Origin of the sequence: Pseudomonas sp. ef1 (genome assembly GCF_007293365.2) — a bacterium.
Taxonomy (GTDB): domain Bacteria; phylum Pseudomonadota; class Gammaproteobacteria; order Pseudomonadales; family Pseudomonadaceae; genus Aquipseudomonas; species Aquipseudomonas siliginis.
Window position 1 is genome coordinate 2,975,267 of the sequence record NZ_CM129815.1, and the last position, 15,473, is coordinate 2,990,739.

Here is a 15,473-nt window from a genome sequence, read left to right on the forward strand (position 1 = left end):
CAAATAATCACTATAAACGGGAGTGTCTTGTGGAAATTGCTTGCCTGGATCTTGAAGGGGTACTGGTACCGGAAATCTGGATCGCCTTCGCCGAAAAAACCGGAATCGACTCCCTCAAGGCCACCACCCGGGACATTCCCGATTACGACGTATTGATGAAGCAGCGTTTGCGCATCCTCGATGAGCACGGCCTCAAGCTCTCGGATATTCAGGAAGTCATCGCTACGCTGAAACCGCTAGACGGCGCGGTGGAGTTCGTCAACTGGCTGCGCGAGCGTTTCCAGGTGGTGGTTCTCTCGGACACCTTTTATGAGTTTTCACAGCCACTGATGCGTCAACTGGGCTTCCCGACCTTGCTTTGCCATCGGTTGATCACTGACGAAAGCGGGCGGGTGACCAGCTATCAGTTGCGTCAGAAAGATCCCAAGCGTCAGTCGGTGCTGGCGTTCAAGAGCCTGTACTACCGGGTGATCGCGGCGGGGGATTCATACAACGACACGACCATGCTCGGCGAGGCGGACGCGGGGATTCTGTTTCATGCGCCGGACAACGTGATTCGCGAGTTTCCGCAGTTTCCGGCGGTGCATACGTTTGAAGAGCTGAAGCAGGAATTTCTCAAGGCCTCTAATAGAGAGTTGAGTTTGTAGTCGTCTGGAAGGACGTCTTCGCGAGCAGGCTCGCTCCCACAAGAAAATGCATTGATGATCGTTCCCACGCTCTGCGTGGGAATGCCTCAACGGACGCTCCGCGTTCGGCTTTGGATGGGACGCGGAGCGTCCCTGGCTGCATTCCCACGCGGAGCGTGGGAACGATCATTCCTCAGAGGTTTTGCAGGGTTTCCAAGAGAATTCTGACTTTGGTCATCGACTCCTGATACTCCGCCTGCCAGTCCGAATCGGCGACGATCCCGCCGCCGCCCCAGCAGCACACCTGGCCATCTTTGACCAACAGACTGCGAATAGCGATGGAGCTGTCCATCTCGCCGCGCACGTCCAGGTACAGCAACGATCCGCAATACAAACCGCGCCGGGTCGGCTCCAGCTCGTCGATGATCTGCATCGCCCGAATCTTCGGTGCGCCGGTGATCGAGCCGCCGGGGAAGCTGCCGGCGATCAGGTCGAGCGCGTCACGATCCGCCGCCAGTTCACCGGTCACGCTGCTCACCAGATGATGCACATTCGGATAGCTTTCCAGACTGAACAACTCCGGCACCCGTACTGAGCCGATGCGGCAGGTGCGCCCGAGGTCGTTGCGCAGCAGGTCGACGATCATCAGGTTTTCCGCGCGATCCTTGGGGCTGGCCAACAGTTCGGCGGCATTGGCGGCGTCTTCGGCTGGAGTCACGCCGCGAGGGCGGGTGCCCTTGATCGGACGGGTTTCGACCTGACGCTGGCTGACTCTGACGAAACGTTCCGGTGACAGACTCAGCACCGCGCCGCCGTCGGGCAGGCTCTGGAACCCGGAGAACGGCGTCGGGCAGGCCTGACGCAATGCGCAGTAAGCCAGCCACGGATCGCCCTGGCACTCAGCACGAAAACGTTGCGCAAAGTTGACCTGATAGCAGTCGCCGGCCTGGATATAGTCCTGAATGCGTTCGAACGCCTGACGGTAATCGTCGGCCGAAATATCAGCGGCCATCGGGGCGCTCAGTTTGAAGGGCACCAGCGCGTCAACTTGAGGCTGGGTGAACAGCGCGACCAATCGCTGCCGTTCACTGTCGACAAGCGAAGGATGAAAGACCAGTTGGCTGGTTTGCGCGTGGTGGTCGCTGATCAGCGACCAGTCGTACAGGCCAAAACGCGCATCGGGCAGTTGCAGGTCATCCAGCGCCTGACTCGGCAAATTTTCCAGATGCCGGCCGAAGTCGTAGCTCAAATAACCGATCAGTCCGCCGGCGAATGGTAATTCATACCCGGCAGGCAACTGAGCTTCGCCCAAGCGGCTGAGGTTGTCGCGCAGGCGCTGGAGGAAATGCGCACCGCTTTCCTCCGGCAACACCGCCAGTTGTTCCAGCGGCCAGGCGCTGAGCAAGTCATAACGGCCGCGTTCGGCGCTCGGCCGGCCGCTGTCGAGCAGCACGGCGCCGGGGGCATTGCGAATGGCCGCGAAGTAGTCGGCGGGATTGGCGCGGTAGGGCAGTGGGTGTACGGAGCAGGTCAGCATGGGCGGGGCAGATCGGCCGTTGAAGCGGGGTGGGGATTGTAGTCCTCTGCGGGAATTGCTCCTAGAGGGGATGTCGGCGATTGGCAGATGGGCGGCAGAGTTGAAGCTCGGGTTCTTTGATCGTTCCCACGCTCCGCGTGGTAACGCCGCCATGGACGCTCTGCGTCCACTGTGACGCGGAGCGTCACGGGCTGCATTCCCACGCAGAGCGTGGGAACGATCAATGTGGAGGATCAGCCCTCGACCGCAGGAATATGCCCAAACATTTCCTGGGTAAACGCCACCCGCTCTTCAACCGACTCCGTCACGCCTCGCGCCTTCAACTCGTCCAGCCGCGCTTCAACCGCGTGGGTACGCAAGGTCAGCCCGCAATCGTTGGCGATCTGGATGTTCAGCCCCGGCCGCGCATTCAGCTCGAGGATCAGCGGGCCTTTTTCCTGATCGAGCACCATGTCCACGCCGATATAACCCAGCCCACACAGCTCATAGCAGCCGGCGGCGAGTTTCATGAAACCGTCCCAGTAGGGCAGTTGCACGCCATCCACCGCGTTGGTGGTGTCGGGGTGTTTGGTGATGATGTTGTTCAGCCAGGTGCCGCGCAGCGTAAGGCCGGTGGCCAGATCGACGCCGACGCCAATGGCGCCCTGGTGCAGGTTGGCCTTGCCGCCGGACTGGCGGGTCGGCAGACGCAACATCGCCATCACCGGGTAACCCATCAGCACGATGATGCGGATGTCCGGCACGCCTTCGTAGCTGATGCTTTTGAAGATCTGGTCCGGGGTCACACGGTATTCGATCAGCGCGCGGTCGCGGTGGCCGCCCAGCGAGTACAGGCCGGTGAGGATGCTGGAGATGTGATGCTCAAGCTCCTCGTGGGCGAGGATCTTGCCCGACACCGTGCGATAACGGCCTTCGAAGCGGTCGGCGATGACGATGATGCCGTCGCCACCCGCGCCCTGCGCCGGTTTGATCACGAAGTCGCTGCGCCCGCCGATGATCTCGTCGAGCTTGTCGATTTCCTTCTCGGTGGAGATCACCCCGTACAGCTCCGGCACGTGGATACCGGCGGCGATGGCGCGTTCCTTGGTGAGGATCTTGTCATCGACGATCGGGTACAGGCTGCGCTTGTTGTACTTGAGCACGTAGTCCGCGTTTCGGCGGTTGATGCCCATGATGCCGCGCGCCTCGAGGGCCTTCCAGGTCTTCCAGAAACCGAACATCAGGCGTCAGCCTTCTTCAGGAAGGCCTTGAAACGTACCAGTTCGGTCAGGCGGTAGCCGCGATAGCGACCCATCGCCAGCATGAAACCGACCAGAATCAGCAGGATCGCCGGGAAGGTAAATACGAAGTACACCAGCTCCGGCACGGTCATGATCAGGTGCGCCAGGGAGGCGGCGAACAGTGTGCCGATGGCGACTTTCAGCGCATGGTTGGCGCCGCGTTCTTCCCAGGTGATCGACAGACGTTCGATGGTCATGGTCAGAATCACCATCGGGAACAGCGCCACCGACAAGCCACGCTCAAGCCCCAGCTTGTGGCTGAACAGACTGATCGCCGCAATCAACACCACCACGAACGTCAGCACCACCGACAGGCGCGGCAGCATTTGCAACTTCAGATGTTCGAGATACGAGCGCAATGACAGGCCCAGCGCCGTGATCACTGTGAACAGCAGGATGCCGAAGCCCAGCTGCGTTTCGCGGAAGGCGAGGGCGATCAGCACCGGGGTGAATGTGCCGAGGGTCTGCAGGCCGACCAGGTTGCGCAGGATCAGGATCACCAGCACACCGATCGGGATCATCACCATGATCATGAAGGTCTGCTGGGTCTGCAGCGGCAAGCCGTACAGCGAGTAATCGAGGAAGTTGGCGTCAGTGTTTTCGTCGGTCAGCTTGGCCAGACGAATCGCGTTCATCTCGCTGTTGTTCAGGCTGAAGGTCACGTTGGCTTTCTTGCCGCCGTCGACGGTGATCAGGTTTTCGTCACCGGTCCACCACAGCAGGCGGTCGGTTGGCAGGCCTTGCTCACCGGTTTCCGGGTTGAAGTACAGCCAGTCGTTGCCGTTGAAGCTGCGCAGCCAAAGTTCGGGTGTCTGTGGCTGATCGGCGACGAGGCGGATGGTGTGGACTTTTTCTACCGGAACGTGGGCAATCGACAGCAGCAGTTCGACGATCTTGGCTTTGTGCGAGGTCGACGGATCGCCGGCCAGCAGCAACTTGACGTTGTCGTCATTCACGTTGTTGACGCGCTTGATCGCCTCGCCAATAAAGGTTTCGACGTCGGCCGAATGTTGGCGGATCGGCGCGAGCAGAGCTTCGGCGGCGATTTTTTCCGGGCCTTCGATGACCATGCTGTCACGGAAGGTCGGGCCTTTGACCTTGGATTTTTCCGCGGTGTAGCGCTTGGTCAGCACCAGACGGTAATACAGCGTCTGGTTGCCCTTGGCGCGACGGGCCGACCAGGTCACCTTGCGGTTGCCGTCGATGCGGTTCACCGCTACGCCGTAGTTATTGGAGATGAAGCTTTCGTTGAGACTGACGTAGTCGCGGCTCAACGGCGGCACGAACATCTGGATCTTCACCGGATCCTTGGTGCTGGCGACGAACTCGACCTTGGCGTCGATGTTCCACAGGTCGTCGGTGGCGTCTTCGGTCACCGGGATGCCGAGCACGAAAATCTGATAGGCCGTAACCGAAACGCCCAGCAGCACCAGCACGGCGATCAGGATTTTCAGGTGGAAGGTTAGAGAACGCATGGAAATTACTCGGCGGTGTGAGCGGCGATGGTGCAGGCAGGTTTGCCTGCAGCGTATTTAAGACTGGGGTCGACCAGCGCGTCGAAGCGTTTCAGCGCCTCGGAGCCGATCAAAAGCGGGTATTGGAACGCACTTCGGTCGGTCAGGTTCACTTCGATGCTGCGCAATGCCGAACCCATGCAGATATCCAGCTCGATAACCGGACGGGCGGTGTACTGCTTGCCTTCTTCCGGATCGTAATCGCCGGCGCGGCGCTTGATCTTGCTGACTCGCGCCAGTGGCCGTTCGATGGGGTGCGAATGCGCGGTGTCGATGGCCAGGTAGAAGCGTACCCAGGATTCACCGTTGCGTTTGAAGCGTTTGATGTCGCGGGCACTCAGCGAGGCGGTTTTCGCCCCGGTATCGAGTTTGGCCGCAACTTCGAGATTGATGCCGTCAAGCGAAGCGTATTCGTTGAGGCCGTACACGGTTTTTTCCCCCGCGGCGGCGAGGCCGGGCAGGCAAAACAGAGCAAAAAAGGTGGGGAAAGGCTTGAGTCTCATAAATCCTGGTGCGCAGCGTTCCGTTATCGGTTCAGGTGCCCGCACAACCGTGCGCAAGCCCCCGCGTGTGCCTGGCAGCTTTTTATGGCAAGCCGTACAAAGACCCGCAAATGCGGGCGGCATTCTAGCACGGTGGTTTTATGGCGCCAGCGCTTGCGCCGACCCAAAACCTGCAAGGGGTGCCACCCTTGTGGGAGCGAGCCTGCTCGCGAATGCGCTGTGTCATTCGATGCAGAAGCGGACTGACCTGCCGCCTTCGCGAGCAGGCTCGCTCCCACAGTAATAGATGATCGATTGGCAGCGGTTATTAGACGATTGTCGACAATACCTATTTATCCTTTGACTCATCGGGCCGGATTGGCTAGTTTTTGCCGCATTGGATTTAAAGGTGTCGACAATCATGCTGGATCAACTCGATCCCCCGGTCATCAGTGGCGACGATTCCGAGACGCTGTCGGAAAACGTCTTCCGGCGTATCCAGGCCGCAATCGTCAAAGGCGAAATCGCCCCGGGCAGCAAGATCTCCGAGCCGGAGCTGGCGCGCACCTATGGCATCAGCCGAGGTCCGCTGCGTGAGGCGATCCATCGTCTGGAAGGCCAGCGCCTGCTGGTGCGCGTGCCGCACGTCGGTGCGCGGGTGGTCTCGCTCAGTCATGCCGAATTGATCGAGCTCTACGAAATCCGTGAATCCCTCGAAGGCATGGCCTGCCGCCTCGCCGCCGAGCGCATGAGCGTCGAGGAAATCGACGAACTGCGCCGGGTCCTGGAAACCCACGAGCGCGATGCGGCGTTTCAGGCCGGCGTCGGTTATTACCAGCAGGAAGGCGATTTCGACTTTCATTACCGGATCATCCAGGGCAGCGGCAATCGCACGCTGACGCAGATGCTCTGCGGCGAGCTGTATCAACTGGTGCGCATGTACCGCATCCAGTTTTCCACCACGCCGAATCGCCCGCATCAGGCCTTCGCCGAACACCACCGCATTCTCGATGCCATCGCCGACCGTGACGGCGAACTCGCGGAATTGTTGATGCGCCGCCACATCGGCGCCTCGAAACGCAACATCGCCCGTCACTACGAGGACGGCGCCCACAACAAGACAGCCACTGAACGAGGTGATGCATGACTTCCAACCTGAACACGCCGGGCCAGCGCTTCCGCGATGCGGTCGCCAGCGAGCATCCTTTGCAAGTGGTCGGCGCGATCAACGCCAACCACGCGCTGCTGGCCAAACGCGCCGGTTTCAAGGCGATCTACCTGTCCGGTGGCGGTGTAGCCGCAGGTTCTCTGGGCGTGCCGGACCTGGGCATCACCGGGCTGGACGACGTGCTCACCGACGTGCGCCGCATCACTGATGTCTGCGACCTGCCGCTGCTGGTGGATGTCGACACCGGTTTCGGCTCGTCGGCGTTCAACGTCGCGCGTACGGTCAAGTCGATGATCAAGTTCGGCGCGGCGGCGATTCACATCGAGGACCAGGTTGGCGCCAAGCGCTGCGGCCATCGCCCGAATAAAGAAATTGTCAGCCAGCAGGAAATGGTCGATCGCATCAAAGCCGCCGTCGATGCGCGCACCGACGACAGCTTCGTGATCATGGCGCGCACCGATGCGCTGGCGGTGGAAGGTCTGGAGTCGGCACTCGATCGTGCGGCGGCGTGCATCGAGGCCGGCGCTGACATGATTTTCCCTGAGGCGATTACCGAGCTGGACATGTACAAGCTGTTCGCCAACCGCGTGAAAGCGCCGATCCTGGCCAACATCACCGAGTTCGGCGCAACGCCGCTGTACACCACCGAACAACTGGCCGGCGCCGACGTTTCTCTGGTGCTGTATCCGCTGTCGGCATTCCGTGCGATGAACAAAGCGGCGGAAAACGTCTACACGGCGATCCGCCGCGATGGCACGCAACAGAATGTCATCGACACCATGCAGACTCGCATGGAGCTCTACGATCGTATCGATTACCACACGTTCGAGCAGAAGCTCGATGCGTTGTTTGCTGCGAAAAAATGATTGAAAGATCAAAAGATCGCAGCCTCGTTTCACTCGACAGCTCCTACAGGAACGCGGTCGATGTAGGAGCTGCCGAAGGCTGCGATCTTTTGCGAACAACACCGTAATTGCAGATTCCCTAACAAATTCAAAAATTGGAGATAGCAATGGCCGAAGCAAAAGTACTCAGTGGCGCCGGGCTCCGTGGCCAGGTTGCCGGGCAAACCGCACTGTCCACCGTGGGCCAGGCCGGTGCCGGGCTGACCTATCGCGGCTACGACGTGCGTGAACTGGCCGCCGACGCGCAATTTGAAGAAGTCGCCTACCTGCTGCTGTACGGCGAACTGCCGACAACAGCGCAACTGGCCGACTATCAAAGCAAACTGAGCAAACTGCGCGACCTGCCGCAGGCGCTCAAGGAAGTGCTTGAGCGAATTCCGGCTGACGCGCATCCGATGGACGTCATGCGTACCGGTTGCTCATTCCTCGGCAACATCGAACCGGAGAAGGACTTCGCCGAACAGCGCGACAAGACCGACCGTCTGCTCGCTGCTTTCCCGGCGATCATGTGCTACTGGTATCGCTTCAGCCACGACGGCAAGCGCATCGACTGCGTCAGCGACGAACCGACCATCGGTGGCCACTTCCTGCACTTGCTGCACGGCAAGAAACCGAGCGAATTGCACGTCAAAGTCATGAACGTGTCGCTGATCCTCTACGCCGAACACGAATTCAATGCCTCGACCTTCACCGCACGGGTTTGCGCCTCGACCCTTTCCGATCTGTATTCCTGCGTAACAGCGGCCATCGGTTCGCTGCGCGGTCCATTGCACGGCGGCGCCAACGAAGCGGCGATGGAAATGATCGAGCGCTTCTCGTCGCCGGAAGAGGCGATCAAAGGCACCCTCGGCATGCTCGAGCGCAAGGACAAGATCATGGGCTTCGGCCACGCGATCTATAAGGACAGCGACCCGCGCAACGAGGTGATCAAGGGCTGGGCGAAAAAACTCGCGGACGAGGTCGGTGACAAGGTGCTGTTCCCGGTATCGGAAGCCATCGACAAGACCATGTGGGAGCAGAAGAAATTGTTCCCGAATGCCGACTTCTACCATGCCTCGGCGTACCACTTCATGGGCATCCCGACCAAGCTGTTCACGCCGATCTTCGTCTGCTCGCGCCTGACCGGCTGGGCCGCGCACGTGTTCGAACAACGCGCCAACAACCGCATCATCCGCCCGAGCGCCGAGTACACCGGCGTCGAACAGCGCAAGTTCGTGCCAATCGAACGTCGCTGAATGGTGGGCTGACCCGAGTACACCGCAGACCCCTGTAGGAGCTGCCGAAGGCTGCGATCTTTTGATCTTGCTTCTGGAAAATCAAAGTCAAAAGATCGCAGCCTTCGGCAGCTCCTACAGGGGGCGGTGTGACCCTTGAGGTCGGTGTATCGCCCATCACTTGAAATCACCGTGACCCGAGTCCTGACCCGATGAACACAGAATTCCGCAAGAACCTGCCCGGCACGCCGCTGGATTACTTCGACACCCGCGCGGCGGTCGAGGCGATTGCGCCTGGCAGCTACGACACCCTGCCGTACACCTCCCGCGTGCTGGCGGAAAACCTTGTGCGTCGCTGCGACCCGGCCACGCTTACCGATTCGCTCAAGCAACTGATCGAACGCAAGCGCGACCTCGATTTTCCGTGGTTCCCGGCGCGGGTGGTCTGCCATGACATCCTCGGCCAGACCGCGCTGGTCGACCTCGCTGGCCTGCGCGATGCCATCGCTTTGCAGGGCGGTGACCCGGCGCAGGTCAACCCGGTGGTGCCGACGCAACTGATCGTCGACCACTCGCTGGCCGTCGAGGCGGGCGGTTTCGATGCCCAGGCCTTCGAGAAGAACCGCGCCATCGAAGATCGCCGCAACGAAGACCGTTTCCACTTCATCAACTGGACCAAAAAGGCCTTCAAGAACGTCGATGTGATCCCGCCGGGCAACGGCATCATGCACCAGATCAACCTGGAGAAAATGTCGCCGGTGATTCAGGTGCGCGAAGGCGTGGCGTTCCCCGACACTTGCGTCGGCACCGACAGCCACACGCCGCACGTCGATGCGCTGGGTGTGATTGCCATCGGCGTCGGCGGCCTCGAAGCCGAGAGCGTGATGCTCGGTCGCGCGTCGTGGATGCGCCTGCCGGAAAGCGTTGGCGTCGAACTGACCGGCAAGTTGCAACCGGGCATCACCGCCACCGACATGGTCCTGGCCCTGACCGAATACCTGCGCAAGCAGAAAGTCGTCGGTGCCTGGCTGGAGTTCTTCGGCGAAGGCGCGGCGGCGCTGACCCTCGGCGACCGCGCCACCATTTCCAACATGGCCCCGGAATACGGCGCCACGGCAGCGATGTTCTACATCGATCAGCAGACCATCGATTACCTGAAACTGACGGGTCGTGAAGACCAGCAAGTGCAACTGGTCGAGCAATACGCCAAGTTGACCGGTCTGTGGGCTGACAGCCTGAAAGGCGCGCAATACGAGCGCGGCCTGACTTTTGATCTGTCCTCGGTGGTGCGCAACATGGCCGGCCCGAGCAACCCGCACGCCCGCGTTGCGGTATCGGATCTGGCGGCCAAAGGCATCTCCGGCCAGTGGGATGACGTGCCGGGGCAAATGCCCGACGGCGCCGTGATCATCGCCGCCATCACCAGTTGCACCAACACCAGCAACCCACGCAACGTCATCGCCGCCGGCCTGTTGGCGCGCAATGCCAACAAGCTCGGCCTGACCCGCAAGCCGTGGGTCAAATCCTCGCTGGCGCCCGGTTCGAAAACCGTGGCGCTGTACCTCGATGAAGCGGGGCTGACCACTGAGCTGGAACAGCTCGGTTTCGGCGTTGTGGCATTTGCCTGCACCACTTGCAACGGCATGTCCGGCGCCCTCGATCCGCTGATCCAGCAAGAGATCATCGACCGCGATCTGTACGCGACCGCGGTGCTTTCCGGCAACCGCAACTTCGACGGCCGCATTCACCCGTACGCCAAACAGGCATTCCTCGCCTCGCCGCCGCTGGTGGTTGCCTACGCGATCGCCGGGACCATCCGTTTCGATATCGAGAAGGATGTGCTGGGCGTGGTCGATGGCCGGGAAATCCGCCTCAAGGACATCTGGCCGAGCGACGAAGAAATCGATGCGGTGGTGAAGTCGTCGGTCAAGCCCGAGCAGTTCCGGCAGGTCTACATTCCTATGTTCGCCGTGCATGAAGACACCGGGCCGAAAGTCGCGCCGTTGTACGACTGGCGCGAAATGAGCACCTACATTCGCCGTCCGCCGTACTGGGAAGGCGCACTGGCCGGCGCCCGTCCGTTGAAGGGCATGCGCCCGCTGGCGGTGCTGCCGGACAACATCACCACTGATCACCTGTCGCCATCGAACGCGATCATGCTCGACAGCGCCGCCGGCGAATACCTGGCGAAAATGGGCCTGCCGGAAGAGGACTTCAACTCCTACGCCACCCACCGTGGCGACCACCTGACCGCACAGCGCGCGACGTTCGCCAATCCGAAGCTGTTCAACGAAATGGTCGTGGAAAACGGCAAGGTCAAGCAGGGTTCGCTGGCGCGTGTCGAGCCGGAAGGCCAGGTCATGCGCATGTGGGAAGCCATCGAAACCTACATGCAGCGCAAGCAGCCGCTGATCATCATTGCCGGTGCCGACTACGGTCAGGGTTCGTCCCGCGACTGGGCGGCTAAAGGCGTGCGCCTGGCCGGTGTCGAGGCGATTGCCGCTGAAGGTTTCGAGCGCATTCACCGCACCAACCTGGTGGGCATGGGCGTGTTGCCGCTGGAATTCAAACCTGGCACCAACCGCCACACTCTGGCCATCGATGGCAGCGAAACCTACGACGTGATCGGCGAGCGCAAGCCGCGTGCGGATCTTACGCTGGTGATCAATCGCAAGAATGGCGAGCGTGTCGAAGTGCCGGTGACCTGCCGTCTCGATACCGCTGAAGAAGTGTCGATCTACGAGGCCGGCGGCGTGTTGCAGCGCTTCGCGCAGGACTTCCTCGAAGGCTCGGCGGTCGCCGTTTAAATCAACTTGTGGGCATGGGATTTTCAAGTCCCATGCCTTCGGTAAGGAGCACCATGGCTCACGCACCACAAATAAAAATCCCTGCGACTTACATGCGCGGCGGCACCAGCAAAGGCGTGTTCTTCAGCCTCAAGGATCTGCCCGAAGCAGCGCAGGTCCCAGGACCGGCGCGCGACGCTTTGTTGCTGCGAGTGATCGGCAGCCCCGATCCCTACGACAAGCAAATCGACGGCATGGGCGGCGCGACGTCGAGCACCAGCAAAACCGTGATCCTGTCGAAAAGCACCCGCGCCGATCACGACGTCGATTACCTGTTCGGCCAAGTGTCGATCGACAAGCCGTTCGTCGACTGGAGCGGCAACTGCGGCAACCTCTCGGCGGCGGTCGGTTCGTTCGCCATCAGCAACGGTCTGGTCGACGCCAGCCGCATTCCGCACAACGGTGTGGCGGTGGTGCGCGTGTGGCAGGCCAACATCGGCAAGACCATCATTGCCCACGTCCCGATCACCAACGGCGAAGTGCAGGAAACCGGTGATTTCGAACTCGACGGCGTGACCTTTCCGGCGGCCGAAGTGCAGATTGAATTCATGGATCCGGCGGCGGAAGAAGAGGGCGGCGGTGGCTCGATGTTCCCCACCGGCAATCTGGTCGATGAGCTTGAGGTCCCGGGTGTCGGCACGTTCAAGGCGACCATGATCAATGCCGGGATCCCGACGATATTCGTCAACGCCGAAGACATCGGCTACACCGGCACCGAACTGCAAGGCGCGATCAACGGCGATCCGCAAGCGCTGCTGATGTTCGAGACCATTCGCGCCTACGGTGCGTTGCGCATGGGGCTGATCGCCAATCTGGAAGAAGCCGCCAAGCGGCAGCACACGCCGAAAGTTGCGTTCGTCGCCAAGCCAGCGGATTACGTGGCGTCGAGCGGTAAAGCGATTGCCGCCAGTGACGTCGATCTGTTGGTGCGCGCGTTGTCGATGGGCAAACTGCACCACGCGATGATGGGCACGGCAGCGGTGGCGATCGGCACGGCGGCGGCGATTTCCGGCACGTTGGTGAATCTCGCTGCGGGTGGCATTGAACGCAACGCAGTGCGTTTCGGCCATCCGTCGGGGACATTGCGCGTGGGCGCCGAGGCGACGCTGGAGAATGGCGAGTGGGTGGTGAAGAAAGCCATCATGAGCCGCAGTGCGCGGGTGCTCATGGAAGGTTACGTCCGCGTGCCCGGAGATTCCTTTTAAGCGACAGCAATATCCTTGTGGGAGCGAGCCTGCTCGCGAAAGCGATGCATCAGACATGCAAAGGTTGACTGACACTCAGCCTTCGCGAGCAGGCTCGCTCCCACAGTGGATTGCATTTCAATCATAAGAAATCGTTAGCCCTGAACCGAGGTCCCATCAACGAACCACTTTACGAGTGAATCGAACATGAGCGCCAACGTCGACCTGAACAACCGTCCCGATTACGACGCAGTCCTGCAGGACATCGCCGACTACGTCCTCACCTTCAAGCCCGAATCCGCCGAAGCGCTGAACACCGCGCGCAACTGCCTGATCGACACGCTGGGCTGCGGTCTGCTGGCCCTGCGTTTCCCCGAATGCACGAAACACCTCGGCCCGATAGTCGAGGGCACGGTGGTGCCGTTCGGCGCACGAGTGCCGGGCACCAGCTATCGCCTCGATCCGGTCAAGGCCGCCTGGGATATCGGCTGCATCGTCCGCTGGCTCGATTACAACGACACTTGGCTTGCCGCTGAGTGGGGGCATCCATCGGACAACCTCGGCGCCATCCTCGCCGTTGCTGATCACCTGTCGCAGAAACGCGTCGCCCACGGTGAGGCGCCGCTGACGGTTCGTGATGTGCTGGAAGCGATGATCATGGCCCACGAGATTCAAGGCGTGATCGCTCTGGAAAACTCCTTCAACCGGGTTGGACTCGACCACGTCATTCTGGTGAAAGTCGCCTCGACCGCCGTCAGCGCCAGACTGATGGGTGCCAATCGCGAGCAGATGCTGTCGGCGCTGTCCCATGCCTTCGCCGACGGTCAGGCGCTGCGCACCTATCGCCACGCACCCAATGCCGGCTCGCGCAAATCCTGGGCGGCGGGGGATGCGGCGAGTCGCGGCGTGCGTCTGGCCGACATCGCCATGCGCGGTGAGATGGGCATTCCCGGCATGTTGAGCGCGAAGCAGTGGGGCTTCTATGACGTTTCGTTCAGCCACACCAACAACGATCTGGCGCTGAAACCCGCGGACAAACGCACTTTCAGCTTTTCCCGGCCGTTCGGCAGCTACGTGATGGAAAACGTGCTGTTCAAGATCAGTTTTCCCGCCGAATTCCATGCGCAGACGGCGTGCGAGGCGGCGGTGACCTTGCATCCGCAGGTGCGCAATCGCCTGCATGAGATCGACCGCATCGTCATCACCACCCATGAATCGGCGATCCGCATCATTTCCAAGGTCGGCCCGCTGGCCAATGCCGCCGACCGCGACCACTGCCTGCAATACATGACCGCCGTGCCGCTGGCATTCGGCAATCTGGTGGCGGAGCACTACGAAGACGACTTCCACAAGGCGCATCCGATCATCGATGTGCTGCGCGAAAAAATGCTCATCGTCGAAGAACCGCGTTTCACTCGCGAATACCTTGAGCCCGACAAACGCTCGATTGCCAACGCCGTGCAGGTGTTTTTCAAGGACGGCAGCCGCACCGACAACGTCGTGGTGGAGTACCCGATCGGCCATCGCCGCCGCCGCGCCGAGGGCATTCCGTTGCTGGAGGACAAGTTCAAGGCCAATCTGGCCACGCGGTTTGCCGGGCAGCGTTGCGCGGAGATTTTTGCGCTGTGCGAGGATCAGGCGCGGCTTGAAGCCACGCCGGTGAATCGATTCATCGATCTGTTTGTGCTCTGACAGACCGCGTTATCGTTCTTCGCGGGCAAGCCCGCTCCCACAGGGAATTGTGATGAACACAGAAATTGTGAACGCCTTCAGAACCTGTGGGAGCGGGCTTGCCCGCGATAGCGTCAGATCAGGCACCGCAAACCTACTTGAACCGCCGCTCAACGCCTTTTTCCACGAGAATCTTCGCCGAAATCTCTTCCACCGAGAAATGCGTGGAATTGATATGCGGAATGTTCTCGCGGCGGAACAGGTTCTCCACTTCGCGCACTTCGAATTCGCACTGGGCGTAGCTTGAATAACGGCTGTTGGGCTTGCGCTCGTTGCGAATCGCAGTGAGGCGGTCCGGGTCGATGGTCAGGCCGAACAGCTTGTGCTGATGGGCGCGCAGGGCCGTCGGCAGGGTCAGGCGCTCCATGTCGTCTTCGGTCAGCGGATAGTTGGCCGCGCGGATACCGAACTGCATGGCCATGTACAGACACGTCGGCGTTTTGCCGCATCGCGACACGCCCACTAGTATCAGATCGGCTTTGTCGTAATAGTGGGTGCGCGCGCCGTCATCGTTGTCGAGAGCGAAGTTCACCGCCTCGATGCGCTCCATGTAATTGGAGTTGTGCCCGATGGAATGGGACTTGCCGACGGTGTAGGAAGAGTGCTCGGTGAGCTCCTGTTCGAGCGGCGCGAGGAAAGTCGAGAAAATGTCGATCATGAAACCATTGGACGTTGCGAGAATCTCACGAATGTCCTGATTGACGATGGTGTCGAAGATGATCGGCCGAAAGCCGTCGGTTTCAGCGGCTTTGTTGATTTGTTGTACCATGGCCCGCGCTTTTTCCACGCTGTCGATGTAGGGCCGCGTGAATTTGCTGAAGGTAATGTTTTCGAACTGCGCCAACAGGCTTTGACCCAGGGTTTCGGCGGTAATGCCGGTGCCATCGGAGATGAAGAAAGCAGATCGTTTCATTTGCACCTTGGGCCTTAAGCTAGTAACGAATCTTGGATATGATAGGCGCGATTTGCCGGCCGCCATTGGCCCG

General features: G+C 60.7%; 12 protein-coding genes. 7 read left to right on the forward strand and 5 right to left on the reverse strand.

The window, feature by feature from the left end; all coding sequences use genetic code 11:
* Window positions 1–29: 29 nt before the first annotated feature.
* Window positions 30–647: a bifunctional phosphoserine phosphatase/homoserine phosphotransferase ThrH gene (gene thrH / locus FEE99_RS13620; RefSeq protein WP_041479155.1), complete on the forward strand. Its 618-nt coding sequence runs from the start codon at window positions 30–32 to the stop codon at window positions 645–647.
* Window positions 648–819: 172 nt separating this feature from the next.
* On the opposite strand, the gene pabB is transcribed toward thrH, so the two are convergent.
* The 4 genes from pabB to rloA form a co-directional block, all read right to left on the reverse strand.
* Entirely contained in the window at window positions 820–2,163 is a 1,344-nt protein-coding gene (pabB, locus tag FEE99_RS13625) for an aminodeoxychorismate synthase component I (protein WP_041479154.1), read from the reverse strand.
* A gap of 233 nt (window positions 2,164–2,396) precedes the next feature.
* On the reverse strand, window positions 2,397–3,383 hold the full coding sequence (locus FEE99_RS13630; RefSeq protein ID WP_041479152.1) for an alpha-L-glutamate ligase-like protein: 987 nt from the start codon (window positions 3,381–3,383) through the stop codon (window positions 2,397–2,399).
* Window positions 3,383–4,918, reverse strand: a complete 1,536-nt coding sequence (rloB, locus tag FEE99_RS13635; RefSeq protein ID WP_024012295.1) for an osmotic stress tolerance membrane protein RloB — start codon at window positions 4,916–4,918, stop codon at window positions 3,383–3,385. Before rloB ends, FEE99_RS13630 begins: the two co-directional genes overlap by 1 nt.
* Before the next feature lie 5 nt (window positions 4,919–4,923).
* Window positions 4,924–5,460, reverse strand: a complete 537-nt coding sequence (rloA, locus tag FEE99_RS13640) for a retropepsin-like aspartic peptidase RloA (protein WP_041479149.1) — start codon at window positions 5,458–5,460, stop codon at window positions 4,924–4,926.
* Between the two features lie 403 nt (window positions 5,461–5,863).
* On the opposite strand from rloA, the gene FEE99_RS13645 reads away from it, so the two are divergent.
* From FEE99_RS13645 to prpD, 6 genes are all read left to right on the forward strand, one after another.
* Window positions 5,864–6,586, forward strand: a complete 723-nt coding sequence (locus tag FEE99_RS13645) for a GntR family transcriptional regulator (RefSeq protein WP_177180867.1) — start codon at window positions 5,864–5,866, stop codon at window positions 6,584–6,586.
* Entirely contained in the window at window positions 6,583–7,473 is an 891-nt protein-coding gene (gene prpB, locus FEE99_RS13650; RefSeq protein WP_041479146.1) for a methylisocitrate lyase, read from the forward strand. The genes FEE99_RS13645 and prpB overlap by 4 nt, the downstream gene beginning before the upstream one ends.
* A gap of 146 nt (window positions 7,474–7,619) precedes the next feature.
* Window positions 7,620–8,747, forward strand: coding sequence for a bifunctional 2-methylcitrate synthase/citrate synthase (gene prpC, locus FEE99_RS13655; protein ID WP_041479144.1), 1,128 nt, complete (start codon window positions 7,620–7,622; stop codon window positions 8,745–8,747).
* A 191-nt stretch (window positions 8,748–8,938) separates the two neighbouring features.
* Window positions 8,939–11,533, forward strand: coding sequence for a Fe/S-dependent 2-methylisocitrate dehydratase AcnD (gene acnD, locus FEE99_RS13660; RefSeq protein WP_016773823.1), 2,595 nt, complete (start codon window positions 8,939–8,941; stop codon window positions 11,531–11,533).
* A gap of 53 nt (window positions 11,534–11,586) precedes the next feature.
* Window positions 11,587–12,777, forward strand: coding sequence for a 2-methylaconitate cis-trans isomerase PrpF (prpF, locus tag FEE99_RS13665; RefSeq protein ID WP_041479143.1), 1,191 nt, complete (start codon window positions 11,587–11,589; stop codon window positions 12,775–12,777).
* A 186-nt stretch (window positions 12,778–12,963) separates the two neighbouring features.
* Entirely contained in the window at window positions 12,964–14,448 is a 1,485-nt protein-coding gene (gene prpD, locus FEE99_RS13670) for a 2-methylcitrate dehydratase (RefSeq protein ID WP_064361084.1), read from the forward strand.
* Window positions 14,449–14,581: 133 nt separating this feature from the next.
* Here the strand turns inward: prpD and ppsR are convergent, their stop codons facing one another.
* Window positions 14,582–15,400: a posphoenolpyruvate synthetase regulatory kinase/phosphorylase PpsR gene (gene ppsR, locus FEE99_RS13675; protein ID WP_016773826.1), complete on the reverse strand. Its 819-nt coding sequence runs from the start codon at window positions 15,398–15,400 to the stop codon at window positions 14,582–14,584.
* Window positions 15,401–15,473: the final 73 nt, after the last annotated feature.

What these genes read in the sequence shown, in the direction of transcription:
- pabB (WP_041479154.1), bottom strand. Translation starts at nt 2,163, where the DNA reads ATGCTGACCTGCTCCGTACACCCACTGCCCTACCGCGCCAATCCCGCC.
- FEE99_RS13630 (WP_041479152.1), bottom strand. Translation starts at nt 3,383, where the DNA reads ATGTTCGGTTTCTGGAAGACCTGGAAGGCCCTCGAGGCGCGCGGCATC.
- rloB (WP_024012295.1), bottom strand. Translation starts at nt 4,918, where the DNA reads ATGCGTTCTCTAACCTTCCACCTGAAAATCCTGATCGCCGTGCTGGTG.
- rloA (WP_041479149.1), bottom strand. Translation starts at nt 5,460, where the DNA reads ATGAGACTCAAGCCTTTCCCCACCTTTTTTGCTCTGTTTTGCCTGCCC.
- prpB (WP_041479146.1), top strand. Translation starts at nt 6,583, where the DNA reads ATGACTTCCAACCTGAACACGCCGGGCCAGCGCTTCCGCGATGCGGTC.
- prpC (WP_041479144.1), top strand. Translation starts at nt 7,620, where the DNA reads ATGGCCGAAGCAAAAGTACTCAGTGGCGCCGGGCTCCGTGGCCAGGTT.
- acnD (WP_016773823.1), top strand. Translation starts at nt 8,939, where the DNA reads ATGAACACAGAATTCCGCAAGAACCTGCCCGGCACGCCGCTGGATTAC.
- prpF (WP_041479143.1), top strand. Translation starts at nt 11,587, where the DNA reads ATGGCTCACGCACCACAAATAAAAATCCCTGCGACTTACATGCGCGGC.
- prpD (WP_064361084.1), top strand. Translation starts at nt 12,964, where the DNA reads ATGAGCGCCAACGTCGACCTGAACAACCGTCCCGATTACGACGCAGTC.
- ppsR (WP_016773826.1), bottom strand. Translation starts at nt 15,400, where the DNA reads ATGAAACGATCTGCTTTCTTCATCTCCGATGGCACCGGCATTACCGCC.